Genomic DNA, 20833 nt, shown 5'->3' on the forward strand with positions numbered 1-20833 from the left:
CGGACAATACCCGAACGCTAGCGGCCGGAAGGTGACATTGCAACGCGCGCGGCGGGCGCCGCGCCGCCCGTCAGGGTCCGACCGAAAGCGAGGCGGGGGGCTCGGGCGCGTCGTCGGCCTCCGCCGACAGGAACCGGCCCAGCCCGTGAAGGCCCGGGACATTGTCGCACAGCACCTTCAGGAAGACGAGGATCGGCACCGCCATCAGCGCGCCGGGAATCGACCACAGGAACGACCAGAACGCCACCGCGACGAAGACCGCGACGGTGTTGATGCGGAGCCGTCGCCCGACCACCGTGGGGGTGACGAACTGCCCCTCGATGGCGGTGCAGGCGAAATAGGCGAGCGGCGGCAGGAGCGCCGCGCCGATCGTCTCGAAGGTCGCGAGCGAGACCACGGCGACGATCGCGATGCCCCCGAGCGCGCCGATATAGGGCAGGAAATTCACCACTGCGGCGAGCACGCCCCACAGAAGCGGCGTCGGCATGTCGAGTGCCCACATGGCGAGCCCCACGGCCACGCCCAGCCCCGCATTGATCGCGGTGATCGTGAGCAGGTAGCGCGAGATCTCGCCCTCGATGTCGCGCACCGTCCGGAGCGCGCGCTTCTTGTCGTGGAGCGAGCCGAAGGACTTCACGATCTGCTCGGAGAAGTGATCGCCGCTCGCCAGAAGGAACAGCGTCAGGATGACGACGATCACCGTCGTGGTCAGGATCGAGAGCGCCGAGCCCGCGACCTGGCTCAGGATGCCCGGCTGCTGCACGGTGACCTGCTGGACGCCCGTGCCGCCGCCCGTGGCGCCCTCCACCTGCTCGGCCATGTCGGTCACGGTGGCGAGCGGGTCGCGGAGCTCCTCGAACTTCTCACGCACCTCGGCCGCCATCCGCGGCGCGTCGTCGACGAGGTCGAAGAAGGGCGTGCCGAGCGCGCCGAAGGCCCCGGCGATGCCGAGCGTCAGCGCCAGCACCACGAGCCCCGCGGCCAACCCCTCGCCCAGACCCCGGCGATGCAGCGCGCGCACCAGGGGCGAAAGAGTGAGCGCGAGGAGGAGCGCCAGCACGACCGGCATGAAGAACGCCGCCGCCGAATAAAGCGCGCCGCCCGCCAGCAGCAGCAGGATGCCCGCCATCAGCCCGTTGGAGCGCCGCGTTGCCGCAAGAAGCGCGACCGCGGGATCTGCCGCCTCTTCGGACGCGGACGGGGACGAGGCGGCGGGCGGCACGGGATCGAGGGGCGGCATGGACGGGCTTCCGCTTGGGGGGGTCGGGAAGCCGGAGGACAAACGCGCGCGGAAACCCAGGATCGCAGGACGAACGGGGTTCGGTGGCGTTTGTTCCCCGGCCGCCCCTAGCCCGCCCGCTTGGCGAGCCAGCCCAGGAACGCGCGGTCGGGGCTGCGCAGCGCGGGGCGCCCCGTCGCGGTCCAGAAGTCGCGCCATTCCGCCTCGAGCGCGTAGATGTCGGCGCCGGGGACGCGGGCGCGGGCCGTCTCCAGCGTTTCGGGACGCAGGGTGGGCGCGCGGGCAGTCTCGACGAGGCGCTGCGGGGTGACGCGGATCACGTCGCCCGCCACCTCCTCGAGGTCGTAGTCGGGGATGTTGCCCCGGGCGATGATCTCCCGGAGCATCGCCCGGAAAACGCGGCGCGGCGAGGCCGAGCCGCATTTCTTGCACAGCGTGGCGACCGAGACCTGCCATTCGGGCTGCCGGCCGCAATGCTTGCGCGCGAGCTCGTAGAGCCGCCGCTCGAGCGGCTTGCGGAGCCGGAAGTAATCCCGGCTCAGCGTCAGCACCGATTTCGACAGGACCGCGCGGTAGAGCCATTCGCTCAGGGTCACGCTGACCGAGACCATGCGCCCCGCCCGCGTCCGCCGCACGATTTGCCAGCTCTCGATCAGGCCGAAACCGGTCGTCGTCTCGGTGTCGCCGGTGGAGATGTCGGTGGTGATGCGCGTCCCGGCGAGCCGCTCGAAGGCGTCGCGCAGCCGCCGGTAGCCGTCGCCGGAGGTTTCGCGTCCCGTGGCCACCATCAGGTCGTGCGCGGTGAGCGTGAGCGTGCGCGCCACCTCGCGCCCCGCGTTGAGCGCCGCCATCAGCTGGCTGATGCAGAAGATCAGGATGTCGGCGTCGAAGATCGTCGCGCGCCCCTTCACGGACGGCACGATCGTCACGTGGCAGCCGTTGTGCTCGTAGTCGAGAATGCGCCGGTCCGGCCGGGTCGAGAGCGAGAAGAGCGGATGCTCCATCGCCGCGAGGTCGTGCTTGGGGACCGCGCCGAGGAAGTCGCACACGAAGAAGTCGCGCGCCGGGGCGGGACGCCGCTCGGGGGGGCCGGAGGCCAGGGTTCCGCTCACCGGTCCCGCCAGGGAATCCGAACGCTTCGCACGTGCATGATCACTGCTTTCTGCTCGATCGCCCCCGTGGGCCCGTCTTCGCGGGATTCGGGGTTTCATTGACGCCCGAGCCTAAGGTCTGTGGATAAGTCCGTCCAGCATTGTCCGCCGCGATCGGGGGATCGGAATCGCCCGACACGTGGTATCGGAATCGCCCTATCGTGGGATCGGATTCACCTTCACCTCCCGAAGCGCCCCGAAGTTCCTGATATCGCGGGCTATCGCGAACGCCTCTGATCGCGTAACATTTAAATAACGGATAATAACAGAACTCGGCTGAGCGGATCTTCGCGACATGTCGTCGGGCACTTGGCGCAACCCCCTGATTTTATTTGGAATAGAAAGCGGGTCACACGACCCTTTCGGTGTCACATCATTTGTGTCACACGGAACGAAACCTGTGACATTCGGGGACGAACGATGCCCGACGACGACCTGCCGCCCTATTTCAACATCGCCCCCGACGCGGCCATGGCCGCGCTCGGGGAGCCGACCGACACGGCCCGCTTCGCCGCCATCGCCGAAGGCTGCGCCCGCGGCCGGGCCGATCTCGCGGGCCGCGGACTCGACGAAAGCGGAGCGCGCCGGCTCCGGCTGTTCTCCACCTGGGAGATCGCCCGCTACCTGATCCCCGTCGCCCCCGCCCATTTCCGCCGGGTGCTTCGGCAGAACCCCGACCTGCCGCAGGGCCGGGCGGAGACCGAGGGCGGCGCCAAGTGGTTCACGCTCGACGAGGTGCTGCGCCTGCGCGCGCATTTCGCCGCGGAAGGATCCAAGGCCAAGGATTACCGCCCCTACCGGCCGAAGGATCTGCCCGCCAAGATGGTCGCCGTCGCGAACTTCAAGGGCGGTGTCGGCAAGACCTCCACCTGCGCCCATCTCGCCATGTCGGCCGCGCTCGACGGCTACCGGGTGCTTGTCGTCGACCTCGACTCCCAGGGCTCCATGTCGTCGATCTTCGGGGCGCAGGTCGCCGACGAGTGGCAGACGATCTATCCCCTTCTCGCACGGCACTACGCGCGCCATCTGCAGAGCGACAACCAACGGCGGATGGACCGGGGGGAGGCCCCCCTGCCCCTCGACGACACGCTGTCGGAGGCGCTCAAGATCCGCGCCGCCGACCTCGTGCAGCGCACCCACTGGCCCAACATCGACCTCGTCGGCGCGCAGCTCAACCTCTACTGGGCAGAGTTCCAGATTCCCGTCTGGCGCATGGCCTCGCGCGGCTGGAAGCTCTGGGACGCGCTCTCCGAGACGCTCGAAGCCGACGGCGTGCTGGACGATTACGACCTCGTCTTCTTCGACACGCCCCCGGCGCTCGGCTACCTGACGATCAACGGGCTCTCGGCGGCCGATATCCTCCTTGTGCCGATGGGCGCCTCCTTCGTGGAGTTCGACTCCACAGGGCGGTTCTTCGACATGCTCCACGCCACGTTCCAGTCCATCGAAGAGGGCGAGAACGTCGCCGCCCGCGCATTGGGGCGCGAGGAGATGGCCTTCGAGTGGGACGCGGTGCGCACCCTCATCACCCGCTACGACGCCGGCCAGCAGGCCGAGATGGCAGGGCTGATGCAGGCCTATCTCGGCCGCACGCTGTCGCCCTACCGGCAGGACTTCACCGCGCTGATCGGCCAGTCGGGCGAACAGGCGCGCGGCATCTACGAGGCCGATTACCGCGACTTCAACCGCGACACCTATGTGCGCGGTCGCGCCACCTTCGATGCCACCTATGCCGAGTTCAAGAAGCTCCTCGTAGGCATCTGGCGGCGCGACGAGCTCGCCGCGCGCGACGCCGAACGGGCGGCGGAATGAGCACCCGGGGGGCGTCGCAATCCGGTCGCCGCGCCGTTTCGCATGCGAAACGACGCGCACGAAACCCTATGCAGGCTTGGCGCTCCGGGCCATCCTGCCCGGAATCCCACGATCCAGGACGGAGAGCCTTATGGCCAAGCGCAAACGTCTGAGCCCGGCGGATCCGGACGCTCCGATCCAGTATCTCTCTTCCCGTCCGGGCTCGATGCCCGGACCCGAGCGGCCCCGCGCCGGCGCGCCGATCGCCGAGGTGGCGGGCGAGAGCGCGGCGCGCGCCGCGCTCGACGCGATCGCCGCCGAGCTGGGCGACGCGCGTGCCTCGGGCCGCCTGATCCAGTCCGTGCCGGTGATCCGCATCGCCGACGACCACCTGATCCGCGACCGCATGGTGGTGGACGAGGAGGAGATGCGCGCCCTCGTCGAGAGCCTGCGCGCCCGCGGCCAGCAGACCCCGATCGAGGTCGTGGCGCTCCGCAGCGGTCGCTTCGGGCTGATCTCCGGTTGGCGCCGCGTCGCCGCGCTGAAGCGGCTCCACGAGGAGACGGGCGAGGAGCGCTTCACCCATGTCGACGCGCTCGTGCGCGAACCCGAGAGCGCCGCGGAGGCCTATCTCGGCATGGTCGAGGAGAACGAGATCCGGGCCGGGCTGTCTTTCTACGAACGTGCGCGGCTCGCCTCCGAGGCCGCGCGGATCGAAGTCTTCCCGGACGTGGGCGCGGCCATCGCCGGGCTCTACGCGCGCGCGAGTGCCTCGAAGCGCTCCAAGATCGCGAGCTTCGTGGCGCTCCACGACCGGCTGGGCGAGCAGCTCCGCTTCGGCGCGGCGATCCCCGAGAAGCTGGGCCTCGCGCTCGCCGGCGCGCTGCAATCCGACCCCACGCTCGCCGGCCGCCTGCGCGACGCGCTGCGCAACCGCGACGCGCAGGACGCGGCGCAGGAGCGCGACACGCTCGAGCGCGCGCTGCGCAAGGCCCCGGCCCCGAAGGCGCCCCGCGGCGAGGAGCTCGCGCCGGGCATCTTCCTCCAGTCGGGCCGCGACCGCGTCACCCTGGCCGGCCCCGGCCTCGATGCCGAGACCCGCGCCGCCCTGCGCGACTGGCTCGCCGCCCGCGCCTGACTTCGCTCCCTTTCGCATGCGAAACGCCCGCAGAATCCGGTTCTGCGGGCGTTTTATTTTTATTAAACAGTACTTTGTCTTCCCGGATTTCGCGCGCGAAACGCGAAATCCGTCCGGCCTGGTGCCTCGGAGGCGCGTCTAGACCATGTCCCAGCCGCCGAGACCGTCGGTCAATGCGCCGAGAAGCCCGTCCACGCTGGTCTCCACGGCCTCGCCGAGATAGCGGATCTCCTCGCGCGCGTCGCCCGACGATCCCACGACCAGCGTCACTGTGTCGGCCGCGTAGTCGATCTCGATGTCGTAACCGCGCCGGCCCGACAGGCCCTCGACCTGGACCTCGCCGAAGCTTCCGACGATCTCGTCCGCCGCGATCAGCGTGTGCCGCCCGTTGGCGATGCCGCCCGACAGGTCGAGTTCCAGCGTGCCGCCGCCGAGATTGACGCCCGAGCGGACGTTCGGGCTGTCCCCGAAGGCGCCGGAGCGGAACTCCGCGATCTCCGCGAGCCCGCCCGCATCCGAGGCGAAGCCGAGCGTGCCGTCCGCGTCGAGCCGCAGCACGGCGCTGCCCCCATCCGCACCGTCGAAGCCGACCTCCGCCCGGCTGCCGTCGATCCGGAGCGCGCCGCCCGACACAAGGTCGAACGTGTCGCCCGACGTTCCCAGAAGGACCTGCCCGTTGTCGGAGATCGACATCTCCACCGGCCCGTCGATCCGCCCGGTATTGGCGAAGCGCCCGCCGGCCACGTCGATCGTGAGCGCGTCGTCGTCCGCCTGTCCGTTGGTCCAGAACTGCCCGGCGCGGTCGACCTCGATCCGCCCGCCGGCATTCCCCGCGGACACGCCCCCGGCCGCGTCGATCCGACCGCCGGTGATGCGCAGGCCGCCGTCCTCGCCGAGCTCCAGCCGCCCGATCCCGGCCGTGACCGTGCCCGACAGGACGCGGTGGCCGCCCAGATCCACATCGTCGCCCTGCCCCGGCAGCACGTCGTGCTCCCAGTTCACCCGGTTGTCCCAGCGGACCCCGTCGGCGATGTCCGTGGGCACGAAGCGGTGGCTGCCGAACGTGTCGGCGTCCCGCGCCATGCCGAAGCCGTCCTGGAAGTAGGCCACGATGTCGTCCACGGTGATCCGCGCGTCGTCCCGCGCGGCGAGCGGGGCCAGGTAGTCGGCCAGATCGGCGATCATCGCGTCCGGGTTGCCGGTCACGTCCGCGGCGAAGTTCTGGATCGTGGTCCGGTCCGCGGTCGCCCAGTCCACTTCGCCGGTGTTCTTGTCGGCGCTGTGGCGGTCGTCGTTGTAGCGGGAGCCGGTCCAGTTGTAGACGATCGTGTCATTGGAATAGGCGCCGTCGCCGTCCTTCAATCCGCCGTGGTTCCAGAGCTTTTCCGCGAACTCGGCATCGTCGTTCGGATCGGCGAGATGCGCGACGATGTTGTCGACCAGCGTCGTCTCGAGCGCTGCGTTGTCGATACCGAGCGACAAAGCTCCGGCCTTCGTCGGCTTGTAGCCTGCGGAGGTCGCGACGTTGCCCGAAAGGAACGAGAAGTTGCCGACCGGTCCTCGGCCGCCGTAATCACCGCCCAGCACGTTGAGCGCAGCGTTGTTATCGACGAAAACGTTGTCCTCGATATGGGCCCCGCCCCTGAACTGGGCGCCGAAGGAGGCGCCCTGCGAGACGTAGTTGTCGCGGAAGGTGACGTCCCGGGTGGAATATTGCAGGTAGACGTTGTGGCTCACCGTTTCCGGCGGCAGGCCGCCCCCGAGTTCTTGGTAATCTTCCGACCAGCCGTTGTGATGGATGAAGTTACCCTCCATCAGGAGCCCGTCCGTATCGGAGGAATAGAGCCCGCTTGTCTTGTCCCACGTGCCGTTGGCCCGCGGGGCGTCGAGCGTGATGTCGGCGATTTCCGAGTTGCGGATCGTGTAGGTATCGACGTTCTGAAGCACGACCTGCTCGTTGCGGAACGCGACGTTGTCGAAGATCATGTTTTCGCTTTGCAGTGCCATGAACTGGCTGTCGAGTGCGACGTTGGAGATGACAACGTTGTCGCTGTTTTCCTGGAATATCTTGAAGTCCCCCTCGAGTCCGGGCTTTTCGCCCGGCCCCCAGGACGTGATGTGCAGCGGGTGCAGCTCGCTCTCGCCGCTGGCGCCGCGGGCGACGATGCGGCCGACATCCTCGTAGTCGTGACCGCGCTCGAAGAGGAGCCAGTTCGAGGAGGGCGCGGCGGTGCCGCCCTTCTGCCAAGCCCAGCCGACGAGGCCGTCCCAGATGTCGAGGCCGACCTCCTGATCGACGGCCATGCCTTCGGAACCGCCGTATTCGGGGTGGTCGAGCAGCCAGCCCTGGTCGATGGCACCGGTGCTCACGCCCTCCATCCGGGCGATGTCGGCGCGCGAGAGCGCCGCGTCGTCGCCCCCGATATAGACCTTGCGGTGGTTCTCGCCGGTCTCCACGACCACGTCGTCGCTCCTGTCGGTCGCGAGCATGTAATGCTCGCCCAGGCCCCAGCCGGCCTTCTGGGCGGGGGCGGTGACCGAGAGGTCGGCGCTGTAGCGCTCGGCGGTGCCGTCCGCGTAGGCGACGTCGTAGTCGAACGTGATCCGGCCGGTATTCGAGGTGCCCGACAGGACGAGGGCGATCTGCCCGTCGGGGGTGGCCGAGGCATGGCCGAAGCCGGGCTGCTCGGCGATCCGGATGTCGGTGACCGTCTTGCCGTTGCCCACCTCGAGCAGCGTCACGCGACCGCCGGACACGGAGCCGAGATTGGTGTCGAGGACCGGACCGGTAGGGGCGGGGATCGGCTCGGGTGCCGGGGTCGGCTCGGGTGCCGGAGGCGCGACGACGGGCGGCGGCAGGTCACCCTTGCCGTCGTCCTCGGAGACCGGCGTTTCGGGCTCGGGGCTCGGAGCCGGTTCGGGTTCCGGCATGGGCTCGGGCTCGATCGGTGCCGGCTCGACCGGTGCCGGCTCGGGCTGCGGCTCCGGGGCAGGGGGGGCGACGACGGGCGGGGGCAGGCTGCCGCTGTCCTCCCTTTCGTCCTTCTCCGAGACGGGCGTCCCGGGCTCGGGTTCCGGTTCGGGCGCCGGCACGGGCTCGGGGTCGACGGGCTCGACGGGGGCCGGCGCCGGCGCGGGGGCCGGGGAGGGCGTCGGGACCGGATCGGGGCGGGGCGCCGGTTCGGGGGCAGGTTCCGGCTCCGGTTCCATCTCGGGAATGGTGACGATCTCGCCATCGGCGGTCAGCCACCTGTCGGGATCGCGCCGGGATTGCAGCATGCCGTCCTGCGGCGTGGACGCGGTGCGGCCGGACGTGTCGGTAATGGTCATTCTCGGATCTCCCGAAAGGTGGATCCCCGGCCTTTATAGGCCCGGGCGATCCGGTGGTGTTCGTCGCGGTCCGGGCGAATGGCGGCAGCTTTCGCCCGGACCGGCATCTCGAAAGGCGGCGCGCCGCGCCGGGCGACGGACCGTGTGGACCTTGTCGTTCGCGATGTTCCGAGGTTGTGGGGGGACGCCGCGCCTCTCGCGCGTCCCGGTGAACTCGGCACCCGAAGGCCGAAGACGGGTCTATCCGGTATGGCGATTGCCGCAATCGCGCTGTTACGAGTCGGAACTTTCCTGCCGTTTCAGTCGTCGATATGAGCGGAAATCCGTTCGCGATCAGTCCCCAGGCGGATCACGGCCGGTAAGCGGGCGTCTTCGGGCTTGCTGTCCGCGGATCGGCTTGGCAGGGCCGAAAGTTGACGTGCGAACGGTCGGAACCGGTTTTGGAGACGATTCCGCCTATGATTGTCGTGCGTTGATTGGCCGGTTCTATGCCGTGATGGACCATCTCGTTGCGGCATCGATACCGTAGGTATCATGGAGGCGCTTCAGGTCGTCCCGGAGTTCCTCGAGAACGAAGGCTTCTTCGTTCCGAACCATTTCGAAACGGCCTTGTGTCAGGGCATTCGATCTGGCGCTCTGCGACAGGTACAATCGATGACGAACGGATTTGGGAACGACTCCGTGGGCTATTCGACGGAGCATTCGGACGTTCGACAGCTTGTGCCAGGTCGGATCGGAGAACTTCGCGGAGGCTTCGTTCGACTTCGGCAAGTCGGAGTTCGATACGCGCGCGATCTCCAAGAAATCGCAGACCGTATCTAGAACTGTCTGTGGATCCGCCAGCATGTCCTCGAAGAGGACAGGAAGAATGGCGTCCCTCCCGAAGGCGTCCACATATGCGTCCAGATGGCGGGCATATCGCGTCAGGTCGATCGCGACGGAGCTCACGCCGCCTGCGTCGAAGGAGAAGTCCGTCCGGTCCGGTCGCGTATGTCCCAACTCGTAGCCGGTCAGGGCCGCGTGCTTGTGGTGGGACACGATGCGGGCGATCGGATGGCGCATGATGTAGACGAAGCGGAATCGGACATCCGGGCGGCGCTTCATACGCTCGAAGACGTGGTCCATGTAGGGAAGCTTGGCGTAATCGGTGCTCGCCTCGAGGCCGTAACGGTGAACGGTCGGATCGAAGCCTTCATAGAGTCCGCGATACCAGTCCCAACCCCGGCCCCATTGATAGGGACCCGAAAAGTATTGCGGCTCCTTCTCCACGCAGGGACAGAGCGCGGGATGCAGCCGCAGGAGATCGAACAGCGAGCTCGATCCCGATTTCATCGACCCCACGATGATCGCGAAAGCGGTTGGTCCGGTCGTCGCCTGCATGTGCATGGCCCTTTCGAAGGGTTTTCTGGAATCGCCGCTCCGGCCCACGAAGAATTGCGCCGATCCATAAGAAAGCCGGGGGGCGCCGGCTCGGCGCCGGCATCTTCCGGACCGACGCCCGAACGCGCGTCAGGTCCGGTCGTAGACGTCCTCGTAGCGGACGATGTCGTCCTCGCCGAGATAGGCGCCGGTCTGGACCTCGATGAGGTACATCGGCAGCCGGCCGCGATTGGCCATGCGGTGGACGGTGCCCAACGGGATGTAGACGCCCTGGTTCTCGGTCACGAGCTTCACCTCCTCGCCCCGCGTCACCTCCGCCGTGCCCTCGACCACGACCCAGTGCTCGGAGCGGTGCATGTGGCTCTGGAGCGAGAGCACGCCGCCGGGGCGCACCATGATCCGCTTCACCTGGAAGCGGGTGCCGAGGCAGAGCGTCTCGTACCAGCCCCAGGGGCGGTGGAAGCGGGGATAGTCGTCGGCCTGGCTCACCTTCGCCGCGCGCAGCGCCGAGACCACGGCCTTCACGTCCTGCGCGCGCGATTTCGACGCGACGAGCACCGCGTCGCGCATGGCCACGGCGACCACGCCCTCGAGCCCGAGCCCCACGAGATGGACCGAGCCCTCCTCCGAGCGCAGGTAGCTGTCGGCGCAGTCGATGGCGGTGACCGGCCCGTCGGTGGCGAGCCCGTTCGCGTCCGGCTCCCGCGCCTGCCAGAGCGCGTCCCAGGAGCCGAGGTCGGACCAGGCGCCGGCGAGCGGGACGACGGCGACGGTCTCGGCATGTTCCATCACCGCGTAGTCGAAGGAGATGGCCTGGGCCTCGCCGTAGCTCTCCGCGTCGAGGCGCAGGAAGCCGAGGTCGTCCTTTCCCTTGGCGATCGCCGCGCGGCAGGGCTCCAGAAGGTCGGGGGCGTGGCGCTCGAAGGCGGCGATCACGTCCGCGACCCGGAACAGGAACAGCCCCGCGTTCCACAGATACGTGCCGGCCTCGAGGAAGCCCCGCGCCGTGGCCTCGTCGGGCTTCTCGCGGAAGCTCCGGAGCGGCACGGCCGCGCCGTCCGCGGGCGGACGGGCGAGCTCCAGATAGCCGTAGCCCGTCTCGGGCCGGTCGGGGGTGACGCCGAAGGTGACGAGCGTTCCGGGCGTCGCGGCCTCGGCGCCGCGCGCGACCGTTTCGAGAAAGGCCGGCACGTCGCCGATCACGTGGTCGGAGGGCGCCACGAGCATCAGCGTGTCGGGCGCGTCCTCCAGCATCAGCGCCGCGGCGAGGATCGCGGGGCCGGTGTCGCGGGCGGCGGGCTCGATCACCACGCGGGCATCCATCAGTCCGATCGCCTGCGCCTGCTCGCCGGCCATGAAGCGGAACGCCTCGCCGGTCATCACCAGCGGCGCGGCGAAACCCTCGCCCGAGAAGCGGCGCAGCGTTTCCTGGTAAAGGCTGCGCTCGCCGAGAAGGGGGGTGAACTGCTTCGGGTAGGCCTTGCGCGAGGAGGGCCAGAGCCGCGTTCCCGAACCACCGCAAAGAATGACGGGCTGAATCATCATGGGGAAACCTCGGGGTCGTGGGGCAGGGCGTCCTCTTTCCATGCGGATCATGAGCCCGGATGGCAAGTTCGATGAGAGGCGAAGGACAATGCCGGGCCGGCGACACGCGACGGCGCCGGGCGAAGCGGTCGCGCCTCAGATCGGTCGCAGGACGAGGCCCGCGGCGGCGAGATCCGCGAAAGCGGCATCGCTCGTCACCACCGGCAGGCCGCGCTCGAGCGCCGTCGCGGCGACGATGCGATCGAACGGGTCGCGGTGGTCGCGGCCGTTATGGTGCCACGTCATCGCGGCCGCCCGCGCCATCACCGTCCCGTCCGCGGAAAGGACGGCGATCCCCCGCGCGGCGATCGCCGCGATCCGGTCGGGTCCGAAGGCCGGCAGGCCGAGCTTGCCGATGCGGACCTTCTGGTTGATCTCGAAGAAGGACACGGCGCCGACCGCGAGCGTTTCGGCCGCTTCCAGATCGGCCACGGTCCCGGCGTCGAGCGTTCCTTCGAGCAGGCGGACGAGCGCCACCGTATCGAGGATCACGTCTTTGCCGGATCCCGGTCCGTGCCGCTGCGCGTCGTCTCCTCCGCCATCATCGCGTCGAGTTCCGCGTCGGTGAAGGCCGGCGCGGTCCAGTCGATGCGGCCGAGCGCGGCGCGCGGCGCGGGGTCGAGAAGTTCCGCGCCCAGCCCGCCGAGGTCGCGACGGGGGATCTTCACGCCGAGTCCGCGGGCCAGCGCGCGTCGCGCGGCCTCGCTCTGGGAGATCGATTCGGCGCGGGCGCGGGCTTCCAGCGCCGCCTTCACGGCCGGATCGACGTTGCGGATCGTCATGTGATGCATCGGATGCGTCCCCGGCCTGCTGCGGACCTGCTGCGAATGTAGTCGCGCACCGGATCCGGTGCAATCGCTTGTGGAGATGAGCGATAGCGCGATCGGCCGGGATGCAGTCGGTTCCGGTGCGGCAGGTCCGGTTCCGGGGCGATCCGGCCGCGATGGCGCGGGTCCGATTCCGCGGCCGATTGTCCGTATGCGCCGTGGCGCCGGACCCGCCTCCGGAGGGCAAGGTGGAATCATGATCCGGCACGTTCCGTGCTCCAGCTGCGGCGATCATTTCGGAAGCGGCGCGTATCCGCGCCATCCGTTCGGATTGTTCATGAAATCTTCGCCGGGACGGGGCGGAATGACGTAGTGACGTGGCCGGGAACGGTTGCTCCTCGCAGGGGGGCGGCCTAAGTCGCCTCTGTCATCCAGCCGGTTGCCCGCGCGGAAGGCGGAATCTCTATCTGGAGCACAGGGCCCGATGAACAAACCGATCCGGACCGCCCCGATTGACATCGCGGTCGTGGGCTTGGGCAAGATGGGCCTGTCGCATTTCTCCATGGTCAACGCGCATCCGCTGGCCAACACCGTCGCCTGCGACGGGGCGGGATTCATGGTGGACGTGCTGTCGCGGAACGTGTCCGCGCCGATCCACAAGGATTACGACAAGATGCTCGCGGAGACGAAGCTCGACGCCGTTGTGATCGCCACGCCGTCGCGGCTCCACGCGCCGATGGTGCGCGCCGCCCTGGACCGCGGCCTCCATGTCTTCTGCGAGAAGCCCTTCTGCCTCGACTGGTCCGACGGCATGGCCCTGGCCGACCTCGCCGAGGCGAAGGGCGTGGTGAACCAGGTCGGCTACCATTACCGCTACGTCGGCGCGTTCCGGGAGATGAAGCGCATCCTCGACACGGGCGCGCTCGGCCGCGTCACCCATGTTCTGGCGGAGGCCTACGGGCCGGTCGTGCTGCGTCCCAAGCGCGCCACCTGGCGCACGCAGAAGGAGGAGGGCGGCGGCTGTCTCTACGATTACGCCGCGCATCCGCTCAACCTCCTGAACTGGTTCTTCGGCGCGCCGTCGCGGGTCACGGGCTCGGCGCTGGTCTCGGTCTTCTCGGAGGGGACGGACGATCAGGTCATGTCGACGGTGCAATGGCCCGACGGGCCCACGGCGCAGCTTTCGGTGAACTGGTCCGACGAGAGCTACCGCAAGATGTCGACCAAGATCACGATCGTCGGCACGAACGGCCGGCTCTACGCCGACCGGCAGGAATGCCAGCTCTACCTGCGCGAGCGTCACGACGCGCTGCCGGACTATGTCGCGGGCTGGAACGTGAAATACACCACCGAGCTCACCGAGGACGCCTGGTTCTACCTGCGCGGCGAGGAATATTCCGGGCAGCTCGACGATTTCATCACCGCGGTGGCGGAGCGGAAGACGGCGGCCGCCGAGAACTCCTTCCGCTCCGCCGCCGAGACCGACCGGGTGATGGCGATGATCCTCGAGAACGCCGAGACCGGGCAGCCCGTGGGCGAGGCGCAGGCGCCGGCGGCGAAGCCCGCGCGCCGCGGCTTCTTCGGGTTCGGGGGACGCTAGGGATGGCACAGATGGACCGACTGCTTTTCGGCGACAACCAGTTCTTCGGCATCAACCACATGTCCGAGGAGAAGGCCCGCGCCCAGGCCATGCGCTTCCAGGAAACGCAGGCGATCATGGACGTGCTCGACGTGGCCTACGATGCGGGCATCCGCACCTTCGCCTGCACCACCCACGACCGGATCGCGCAGGTCGCCGAACGGGTGCGCGCCGACCCCGCGCGCTACGCCGACTTCACCTTCTACCCCTGCATGCCCTACGCGCACAAATACGCCAACGCCGTGACCGAGCACGGGATGATGGGCGCGCTTCGGGAATTCATGCCGAAGGACGGCCTCTTCGCCACCGCGCTGACCGGCGCGCGGACGCTCGCCACCAAGGAGGTCGAGGGGATCGAGAAGGTCCTGATCGACATGGAGATGAAGATGTTCCGCGGCACGAAGACGCCGGTCATCTTCATGCAGAACGTCTTCGTCGACCTCCTGCTCGGCATGGGCTTCACCCGCGCCTTCCGCATCTTCCACGACCACGTGAAGACAGAGTACGGCGCCGAGCCCGGCTACATCACGATGAACATGCCGATGCTTCTCGACGCGCTGGAGCGGGAAGGCATCGAGCGGCCGATCATCTGCTCGAACATCAACAAGATCGGCTTCCGCATGTCGGGCGGATACGACGCCTATCTCGACGCGTTGCGCTCGGGCCGGGTGCGGGCGATCGCGATGTCGGTCTATGCGAGCGGGGCCATTCCCGCCGACGAGGCGATCCACTGGATCTCGGAGCTGCCGGGGGTCGAGTCGATCCTGTTCGGCGCGTCGAGCGCAGCCAACATCCACGGCACCAAGGCGCTCGTGGACAGGTATATGGGCCGGGAGGCGGCGGCGTGATGGATGGCAGCGGCATGAGGACACCCCCCCGCCTGCGCGCGTTGCGCGAGGTGAAGATGCTCAACGCGCATGTCCACGACGTCTCCATGGACGAACTCGTGCGCGACTTCGACGAGGGGCTTCTGCTCACGCTGCATGTCGACATGGCGATGAAGCTGCAGAAGGATCCGGACTTCCACGCGATCCTGTCGGAATTCGACGTGATCACCTGCGACAGCCAGATCATGTATTTCGCGACGAAGTTCCTCGGCACCCCCGTCCGCGAGCGGGTGTCGGGGTCGGACTACTTCCCGCGCTTCTACATGCACCACCGCGACAATCCGGCCATGACCCTCTTCATGCTGGGCGGCAAGCCTGGCGTGGCCGACGCGGCGGCGAAGAACATCAACGCCAAGGTCGGCCGGGACTTCGTGGTGGGCACCTACGCGCCCTCCTTCGACTTCGAGAGCGATCCGGCCGAGATCGACGCGATGATCGACGCGGTGAACGCGTCCGGCGCCACCGCGCTGCTCGTGGGGCTCGGCGGCGGGCGGCAGGAGAAGTTCATCATCCGGTATCGGGACCGGATGCCGGGCGTGAAGCTCTGGCTGCCCCTGGGCGGCACGATCGACTACGAGTCGGGCTCCTTCGCGCGGCCGCCGAAATGGATCACCGAGGGCGGGTTCGAATGGCTTTACCGCCTGCTGAAGGAACCCCGCGCCCGCTTCCACCGCTACGTCATCCACGAGCCGCCCTTCCTTTGGGCGGTGCTGAAGCAGAAGCTCGGCCTTTACCGCGATCCGTTCGCGAAGCGGTAAGGGCGGGCGCGCCGGTCAGATCGCGCAGCGTCGACGTCCTTTGCGGACACGGGCAGACGCTCGCAAGCGACCTCTCCTCCTCCCGTCATCGTCCGGCAGGCCTTGCCGTATCGGCGATCTCCGCAAAGCACGCATTCGGCAGTGTCGGTCGTCTGGGCGGCAACGACGGAGAATGCGAATAACGAGAAGCCTCTGCCGCATGGAAAGCACTCCGGTCGGATGAGGCATCCGGTCCTCCAGCCCGCGGCGTTCAGGACGGCCTTGATGGTCGGGGGCCAGCCCGGACGGTGCCGATACTTCGGTTCGAACCTCATGAATTGAAAAGGGTGGTACGGTCACTATCGCACCCCCGGATTGGACGATCCAAGCCGGTCCGGATCGATCGGTGAATTCGCATACAGTACCGGCAAGCCCATCCTCGCCGGCCTCGGAGACAAGATTTCATGCGCATCGCATATATCCTCAACGCCTATCCGCAGCCCTCGCACAGCTTCATCCGGCGCGAGATGCAGGCGATGGAACGGCGGGGGCACGAGGTGGTGCGGCTGGCCATGCGCCGGCCCGATGCGCCGCCGGTCGACATCCGCAACACCCGGGAAATGGAGCGGACGCGCTACGTCTTGAGCGAGGGCGGCGCAGCGCTCCTCGCGGCCGCGACGCGCCAGGCTCTTGCCGGGCCCGCGCGGTTCCTCGGCGCGCTTCGCGCCGCCCTGGCGATGGGGCGGCGCTCGGAGGCGGGCCGGTTGCGCCATCTCATCTACCTCATCGAGGCCGCGCGGGTTGTCGAGCTCTGTCGCGAGGCCGGGGCGATCCACGCGCATGCGCATTTCGGGACCAACTCCGCCGCCATTGCCCGGCTCGCCCGTCTCTTGGGCGGGCCACGCTACAGCGTTACCGTACACGGACCCGAGGAGTTCGACGCACCGCGCGCGCTTTCGCTCGACGACAAGATCCGCGACTCCGCCTTCACCGTGGGCGTGAGTCAGTTCGGACGCAGCCAACTCTGCCGCTGGGCCGATCTCGGGGACTGGCCGCGGCTCGCGGTGATCCATTGCGGCATCGAGCCCGATCCAGACGCTGCGCCGGCTCCGTCGCCTGACGGGCCGCTGCGGCTCGTCTCCATCGGTCGATTCGTCGAGCAGAAGGGACAGATGGTCCTGATACAGGCCCTCGCGCGCATTCGGGACCAGCATCCAGACGCGCATCTCGTGCTTTTGGGTGACGGACCGCTCCGCCCCGATCTTGAACGCGCCATCGCTGAGGCAGGGCTCGGGTCGATGGTGACGCTGACCGGGTGGGTGGACGAGATGCGCGTCAACGCCGAGCTTTGCGCCGCGCATGCGCTGGTTATGCCGAGCTTTGCGGAGGGCTTGCCGATGGTCGTCATGGAGGCGATGGCCGCAGCGCGGCCGGTCGTGACCACAGCGATCGCGGGCATTCCCGAGCTTGTCGATCACGGACGGACCGGCTGGCTGGTCCCGGCAGGCGACGCGGCAGCGTTGGCGGCGGCTCTGTGCGAGCTCGCGGAGATGCCAGCGGCGGCAAGGGTGCGGATGGGCGAGGCAGGCCGAACCCGGGTCCTCGCGCGCCACGACATCGACGCCTCGGCCGAGCGGCTGGAGGCCCTTGTCGAAGCCGCAGCGCGATCCTGATCGGACGGACCGATCACAACGACTGGATCAGCGGCCCCGGGCCCAGCCCTTGTTCAGGCGGCGCGTGAATTTGGCCGACAGCATCACCGTGCTGTAGACGGCGAAGCCGACCGGATCGCTCAGTCCGAACCGGACGAGCTCGCCCAGCCCGGGACGGCGCTTGTCGTCCCTGGTCATATGCTCGGGGAACCTTTGCGCGATCTCGGTCACGCCCGCATCTTGCCGGCGCCGCACGCGCACGAGGGGGGCGAACCCTTCGATCGCGGGCCACACGAAGGTCGCGGGAACGATCCGGCGCTCCTCAGGAGCAAAAGACAGGCGGACGAACGTGTCGTCGGAGATGATGTCGGGGAAGTCCTGCCAGCGCTTCCGTCCGGCCGCATTCACTGCATAGACGCCGAAGCCCGGCACGCCCTTGGCAACGAAGGGCAGGCGCTTCCAGAACCGGATATAATGCCGCGTCACGTGGGTCCGGGGAGGCGCGATGACCGCTTGGCCACTGGCATAGCCCGGGGCGGGGCCGTCGAGGCTTCGCTGCAGCTGCGCGATAAGGGCAGAGGAAACGGTCACGTCCGCGTCCACATAGACCCGCGTTTGTCCCGTCGCGACCACATCGCCTGCGGTCAGCGCGGCGGCCTTGTTGCCCACGGGCAGATCGAGAACTTGTAAGTTCCAGCCGACCCGGGTGGCGGCGGAAGTGTGGGCGCGCGCCCGCGCGACCGTGTTGTCGGAGCATCCGTTGGCGACGACGACGACCTCCGCCCCACCATCGACCGGATCGGATGCCCAGAGACTCCGAAGGCAATCATCGATATGATCGGCCTCGTCGTGAGCCGGTATTATAACGCTGATGGCGCAGGAGAAATTCATATCGTACACGAGAAATCCAACGATGCCGGGGAATGTCGCTCTATCTAGAGACTACGGGATGGCAAATATTAACGAAATGATTGCCCTCACTTCAACGAAGTGATCAAGCCTGAACTTCGCGACAAAAAATATCCGCAAAGATACACAGAGTCTTCTTCTATTCTATATGCTTATCATATGTTAACCTTCTCGGCATGGCGGGTCGTTCCGCGAGGCGCAGGGCCGAGGTTTTGGGAGAAATCGGCTTTCGGACGCTGCCGCCGATTGATCCTTCAGCCTTCGCGTATTCTCTCCAACCTTGTTCTTAATTAGGGATCGGGCGGCTTCCGACGAGCTTTTCTATTGTCGAGTTTTGGCCACCCGGCTTTCAGGTGCGGCGGCCGTTCTTTCCTTCCTCGTGCAGGTCTATGAGGCGGAGGAGGTTGGCGACGTCGACGCGGTAGCCGTCTCCCTCGCGGACGGCGACCGTGGTGGCGAGCTGTCCGGGGGTGTGATCGATGAAATCGGCGAAGATGTTGTTGAACCGGTCCGCCGGGTTGATCGTCACGTGCAGCGCGTCCCGGCGCGACGCGAGGAACAGATGGTTCCAGTGGCTCCCCTCCATCGCGACCGTGACGGGCGTGCCGGAGACCGACCGCAGGATGTGTTCGAGCGGATCCGTCGAATCGACGATCGCGAAGCCTCGGGCCGACAGGGCCCGGACGACCTCGTCCTCGTTCAGGAGCACGCGCGCCACGCCGGTCCGGCCGCGCCGGATGAACGCCCCCGGAACGCCGACATCGCCGAAGAGCCCCTGAACCCGCGCCTGCAGACGCTCGAGACGCGCCGCCCGCCCGGCATTCTGCCCCACGTCCCGGCAATAGGACATCTCGTCGAAGACCACGTAGTCGGCCTGCAGCCGTTCGACCCCCAGCAGGTCCACGTATTCCCGGGCATGCGACCAGGCGGGATCGGAGGGGAAATACAGATCCTCGTGCGGGCGCTTGAGATAGCTGCCGATCAACCCGTCCCGGATCCAGTGACCGAAATATTGCTGGGTGATCGGGCTCGCCGCGAAGAAGCCGCTGGGCCGCCGTTCGATCCGGGCGGACATCACCTCGGCGTAGCGCACCGGTCCGGAGCGGGCGAAGCCCTCGTGCGTCGTGAAGAAGCCGAACGGCGTGGCCAGCACGTCCCGGAACACGTATCGAACCGTGGCCTGGTGCACGACGTCGCGACCGTCGATGATCGCCCATTGCGTCGCGAGCGACGTGGCCGCCTGCGCCCGCTCGACCTTGGCGCGATCCTCGTCGAGCATGAGGACGGGCTTGGAGAACGCCGTGCTGGACGGGTGTTCCTCGATGACCTCGATCGCGGCGTCTGCGAGCCTGGGCATCCCGAATCCGACGCGCTTCGCGATCTGGCTTGCGACTGGACGGAACCTGTACATCGGTGCGGACCTTTCGGGGATCGTGGGGCACGCATGTCCTGCACGAGATTTGCGATGCGGGACAGAGTATCGGGACTGAACGATCCGGGAAGCCGGCGCCGGAGAGCGGCTGTGGGCAGTCGCCGGTCCCCGAACGGCGTCCGGGGCCGGCGTCATGCGTCAGACGCGGCGTTTCAGGAAGCCCAGGCCCGCCATCGCGGCCGTGAGCAGCAGGCCCGCGGCGGGAAGCGGGACCGGCGACGGTGCGGGGGTTTCGACGACCCGGAAGCTGGCGGTCCCGGAGGCGGGCCTGCCGGCTTCGTAGAGCCCCAGAACATAGGTTCCGGCGTCGAGCGTCCCGAACAGGGAGGTCGACCCGTCGGGGCGGAACATCGCGCGCGACCCGTCGGCATCCGCGCCCGCGATCAGGCTGCACCGGCCCGAGACCGGCGCCAGGGCGGCATCGTCGCAGAAATCCCCCTGCGTCGTGAGGCGCGTGTCGTCGCCCGAGCGGTAGAAGGCGAGGCCGGTGACTTCGCCATCCGCGTCGGCGGGCGCGAAGCCGGTGAAGTAGACATCGAACGAATCCACCGTGGTGAACTCGAAGAACCCGCTGGCGGGCGTGCCTGTCCAGACGAAGTCCAGATCGACGACCGAGGCGCTCTGCGACACGGTCTGAACGCTCATGTCCGCGGTTGTGCCCGTGTTCGTCACCGTCGCCGCCGTTGCCGGTGCCGCCAGCGCCAGCGCCAGCAGGGCCGCGGAAGCTCCAATCATGTTCATGTTCCGTCCTTTCGTCATGAAAATGTCAACGCTCCGGATTTGAAGAGATCTTTATCTTTTGAAAAGCCGGAATCTTCCATTAGGGTTAACGCCGGGCCCGGCCGGCATGTCCGACGGCGCGTCCAAAAAAACAACACGAGGCAGTGGAATATTCTCTTTACCCTAGGTTAGAATTGAAGGCGCCCGTCAAGACGGGGCGCCCCGGACCGGTGACGTGATCAGGGACCTGCCGACAGGGTGGGAAAAACCTGTTGTCTTTACGCGATCCAATTCAACGTAAGCGTGCGAAAGCTTGCCTGGCGGAGTCAATCCGGTTGCCGGGTATCAGAGCATTCCGGTTCTCCAAAATAAAATAACGTCGTCTCGAGATGCCGGGTAAGCGTGCTCTCGAACAATATTCTGAATGACGTTAAGTCACTGTTGGAACCGGACGGATTACCAAAGGTTAACTTCTC

General features: G+C 67.7%; 16 protein-coding genes. 6 read left to right on the plus strand and 10 right to left on the minus strand.

Going from position 1 to position 20833, the window contains the following annotated elements; all coding sequences use genetic code 11:
- Nucleotides 1-70: 70 nt before the first annotated feature.
- Complete coding sequence (locus tag Q1B08_RS12885; RefSeq protein WP_299819358.1) at nt 71-1240, minus strand: AI-2E family transporter; 1170 nt, start codon at nt 1238-1240, stop codon at nt 71-73.
- 107 nt (nt 1241-1347) lie between these two features.
- The gene (locus Q1B08_RS12890; RefSeq protein WP_299819361.1) at nt 1348-2352 is read right to left on the minus strand and encodes a replication initiator protein A; all 1005 of its coding nucleotides are present in this window, start codon (nt 2350-2352) and stop codon (nt 1348-1350) included.
- A gap of 459 nt (nt 2353-2811) precedes the next feature.
- On the opposite strand from Q1B08_RS12890, the gene Q1B08_RS12895 reads away from it, so the two are divergent.
- Both Q1B08_RS12895 and Q1B08_RS12900 read left to right on the plus strand, forming a co-directional pair.
- The gene (locus Q1B08_RS12895; RefSeq protein ID WP_299819364.1) at nt 2812-4203 is read left to right on the plus strand and encodes an AAA family ATPase; all 1392 of its coding nucleotides are present in this window, start codon (nt 2812-2814) and stop codon (nt 4201-4203) included.
- A 130-nt stretch (nt 4204-4333) separates the two neighbouring features.
- Nucleotides 4334-5320: a ParB N-terminal domain-containing protein gene (locus Q1B08_RS12900; protein WP_299819367.1), complete on the plus strand. Its 987-nt coding sequence runs from the start codon at nt 4334-4336 to the stop codon at nt 5318-5320.
- A 138-nt stretch (nt 5321-5458) separates the two neighbouring features.
- On the opposite strand, the gene Q1B08_RS12905 is transcribed toward Q1B08_RS12900, so the two are convergent.
- The 5 genes from Q1B08_RS12905 to Q1B08_RS12925 all read right to left on the minus strand — a co-directional run bounded on the left by Q1B08_RS12905 (nt 5459) and on the right by Q1B08_RS12925 (nt 12396).
- Nucleotides 5459-8650: a right-handed parallel beta-helix repeat-containing protein gene (locus Q1B08_RS12905; protein WP_299819370.1), complete on the minus strand. Its 3192-nt coding sequence runs from the start codon at nt 8648-8650 to the stop codon at nt 5459-5461.
- A gap of 486 nt (nt 8651-9136) precedes the next feature.
- Nucleotides 9137-10036, minus strand: coding sequence for a sulfotransferase (locus Q1B08_RS12910; protein ID WP_366140020.1), 900 nt, complete (start codon nt 10034-10036; stop codon nt 9137-9139).
- A gap of 123 nt (nt 10037-10159) precedes the next feature.
- Entirely contained in the window at nt 10160-11572 is a 1413-nt protein-coding gene (locus tag Q1B08_RS12915) for a mannose-1-phosphate guanylyltransferase/mannose-6-phosphate isomerase (RefSeq protein WP_299819531.1), read from the minus strand.
- Nucleotides 11573-11710: 138 nt separating this feature from the next.
- Complete coding sequence (locus Q1B08_RS12920) at nt 11711-12106, minus strand: PIN domain-containing protein (RefSeq protein WP_299819376.1); 396 nt, start codon at nt 12104-12106, stop codon at nt 11711-11713.
- Nucleotides 12103-12396, minus strand: coding sequence for a hypothetical protein (locus Q1B08_RS12925; RefSeq protein WP_299819379.1), 294 nt, complete (start codon nt 12394-12396; stop codon nt 12103-12105). The genes Q1B08_RS12920 and Q1B08_RS12925 overlap by 4 nt, the downstream gene beginning before the upstream one ends.
- Nucleotides 12397-12865: 469 nt before the next feature.
- On the opposite strand from Q1B08_RS12925, the gene Q1B08_RS12930 reads away from it, so the two are divergent.
- The 4 genes from Q1B08_RS12930 (at nt 12866) to Q1B08_RS12945 (ending at nt 17317) form a co-directional block, all read left to right on the plus strand.
- A complete protein-coding gene (locus Q1B08_RS12930) occupies nt 12866-13981 on the plus strand; it encodes a Gfo/Idh/MocA family oxidoreductase (protein WP_299819382.1) in 1116 nt (371 codons plus the stop codon).
- An 11-nt stretch (nt 13982-13992) separates the two neighbouring features.
- Nucleotides 13993-14868: a hypothetical protein gene (locus Q1B08_RS12935; protein ID WP_299819385.1), complete on the plus strand. Its 876-nt coding sequence runs from the start codon at nt 13993-13995 to the stop codon at nt 14866-14868.
- A gap of 14 nt (nt 14869-14882) precedes the next feature.
- Nucleotides 14883-15665 carry a WecB/TagA/CpsF family glycosyltransferase gene (locus Q1B08_RS12940; protein ID WP_299819388.1) on the plus strand — a complete coding sequence of 261 codons (783 nt, stop codon included), beginning with the start codon at nt 14883-14885 and terminating at the stop codon, nt 15663-15665.
- Nucleotides 15666-16108: 443 nt separating this feature from the next.
- Nucleotides 16109-17317, plus strand: coding sequence for a glycosyltransferase (locus Q1B08_RS12945; protein ID WP_299819391.1), 1209 nt, complete (start codon nt 16109-16111; stop codon nt 17315-17317).
- A 27-nt stretch (nt 17318-17344) separates the two neighbouring features.
- Here Q1B08_RS12945 and Q1B08_RS12950 read toward each other — a convergent pair whose 3' ends face one another.
- The 3 genes from Q1B08_RS12950 to Q1B08_RS12960 all read right to left on the minus strand — a co-directional run bounded on the left by Q1B08_RS12950 (nt 17345) and on the right by Q1B08_RS12960 (nt 20378).
- Nucleotides 17345-18187, minus strand: coding sequence for a glycosyltransferase (locus Q1B08_RS12950; RefSeq protein WP_299819534.1), 843 nt, complete (start codon nt 18185-18187; stop codon nt 17345-17347).
- A gap of 367 nt (nt 18188-18554) precedes the next feature.
- Nucleotides 18555-19562: a glycosyltransferase 61 family protein gene (locus Q1B08_RS12955; RefSeq protein WP_299819394.1), complete on the minus strand. Its 1008-nt coding sequence runs from the start codon at nt 19560-19562 to the stop codon at nt 18555-18557.
- A gap of 213 nt (nt 19563-19775) precedes the next feature.
- Nucleotides 19776-20378, minus strand: a complete 603-nt coding sequence (locus Q1B08_RS12960) for a VPLPA-CTERM sorting domain-containing protein (protein ID WP_299819397.1) — start codon at nt 20376-20378, stop codon at nt 19776-19778.
- Nucleotides 20379-20833: the final 455 nt, after the last annotated feature.

Source organism: uncultured Jannaschia sp. (assembly GCF_947494025.1).
GTDB lineage: Bacteria > Pseudomonadota > Alphaproteobacteria > Rhodobacterales > Rhodobacteraceae > Jannaschia.

Excerpts from the sequence above, each read along its gene's own strand:
- Q1B08_RS12945 (WP_299819391.1), top strand. The coding sequence starts at position 16,109 with ATGCGCATCGCATATATCCTCAACGCCTATCCGCAGCCCTCGCACAGC.
- Q1B08_RS12905 (WP_299819370.1), bottom strand. The coding sequence starts at position 8,650 with ATGACCATTACCGACACGTCCGGCCGCACCGCGTCCACGCCGCAGGAC.
- Q1B08_RS12885 (WP_299819358.1), bottom strand. The coding sequence starts at position 1,240 with ATGCCGCCCCTCGATCCCGTGCCGCCCGCCGCCTCGTCCCCGTCCGCG.
- Q1B08_RS12925 (WP_299819379.1), bottom strand. The coding sequence starts at position 12,396 with ATGACGATCCGCAACGTCGATCCGGCCGTGAAGGCGGCGCTGGAAGCC.
- Q1B08_RS12900 (WP_299819367.1), top strand. The coding sequence starts at position 4,334 with ATGGCCAAGCGCAAACGTCTGAGCCCGGCGGATCCGGACGCTCCGATC.
- Q1B08_RS12950 (WP_299819534.1), bottom strand. The coding sequence starts at position 18,187 with ATGAATTTCTCCTGCGCCATCAGCGTTATAATACCGGCTCACGACGAG.
- Q1B08_RS12915 (WP_299819531.1), bottom strand. The coding sequence starts at position 11,572 with ATGATTCAGCCCGTCATTCTTTGCGGTGGTTCGGGAACGCGGCTCTGG.
- Q1B08_RS12895 (WP_299819364.1), top strand. The coding sequence starts at position 2,812 with ATGCCCGACGACGACCTGCCGCCCTATTTCAACATCGCCCCCGACGCG.
- Q1B08_RS12955 (WP_299819394.1), bottom strand. The coding sequence starts at position 19,562 with ATGCCCAGGCTCGCAGACGCCGCGATCGAGGTCATCGAGGAACACCCG.
- Q1B08_RS12940 (WP_299819388.1), top strand. The coding sequence starts at position 14,883 with ATGAGGACACCCCCCCGCCTGCGCGCGTTGCGCGAGGTGAAGATGCTC.
- Q1B08_RS12910 (WP_366140020.1), bottom strand. The coding sequence starts at position 10,036 with ATGCACATGCAGGCGACGACCGGACCAACCGCTTTCGCGATCATCGTG.
- Q1B08_RS12935 (WP_299819385.1), top strand. The coding sequence starts at position 13,993 with ATGGACCGACTGCTTTTCGGCGACAACCAGTTCTTCGGCATCAACCAC.
- Q1B08_RS12960 (WP_299819397.1), bottom strand. The coding sequence starts at position 20,378 with ATGAACATGATTGGAGCTTCCGCGGCCCTGCTGGCGCTGGCGCTGGCG.
- Q1B08_RS12930 (WP_299819382.1), top strand. The coding sequence starts at position 12,866 with ATGAACAAACCGATCCGGACCGCCCCGATTGACATCGCGGTCGTGGGC.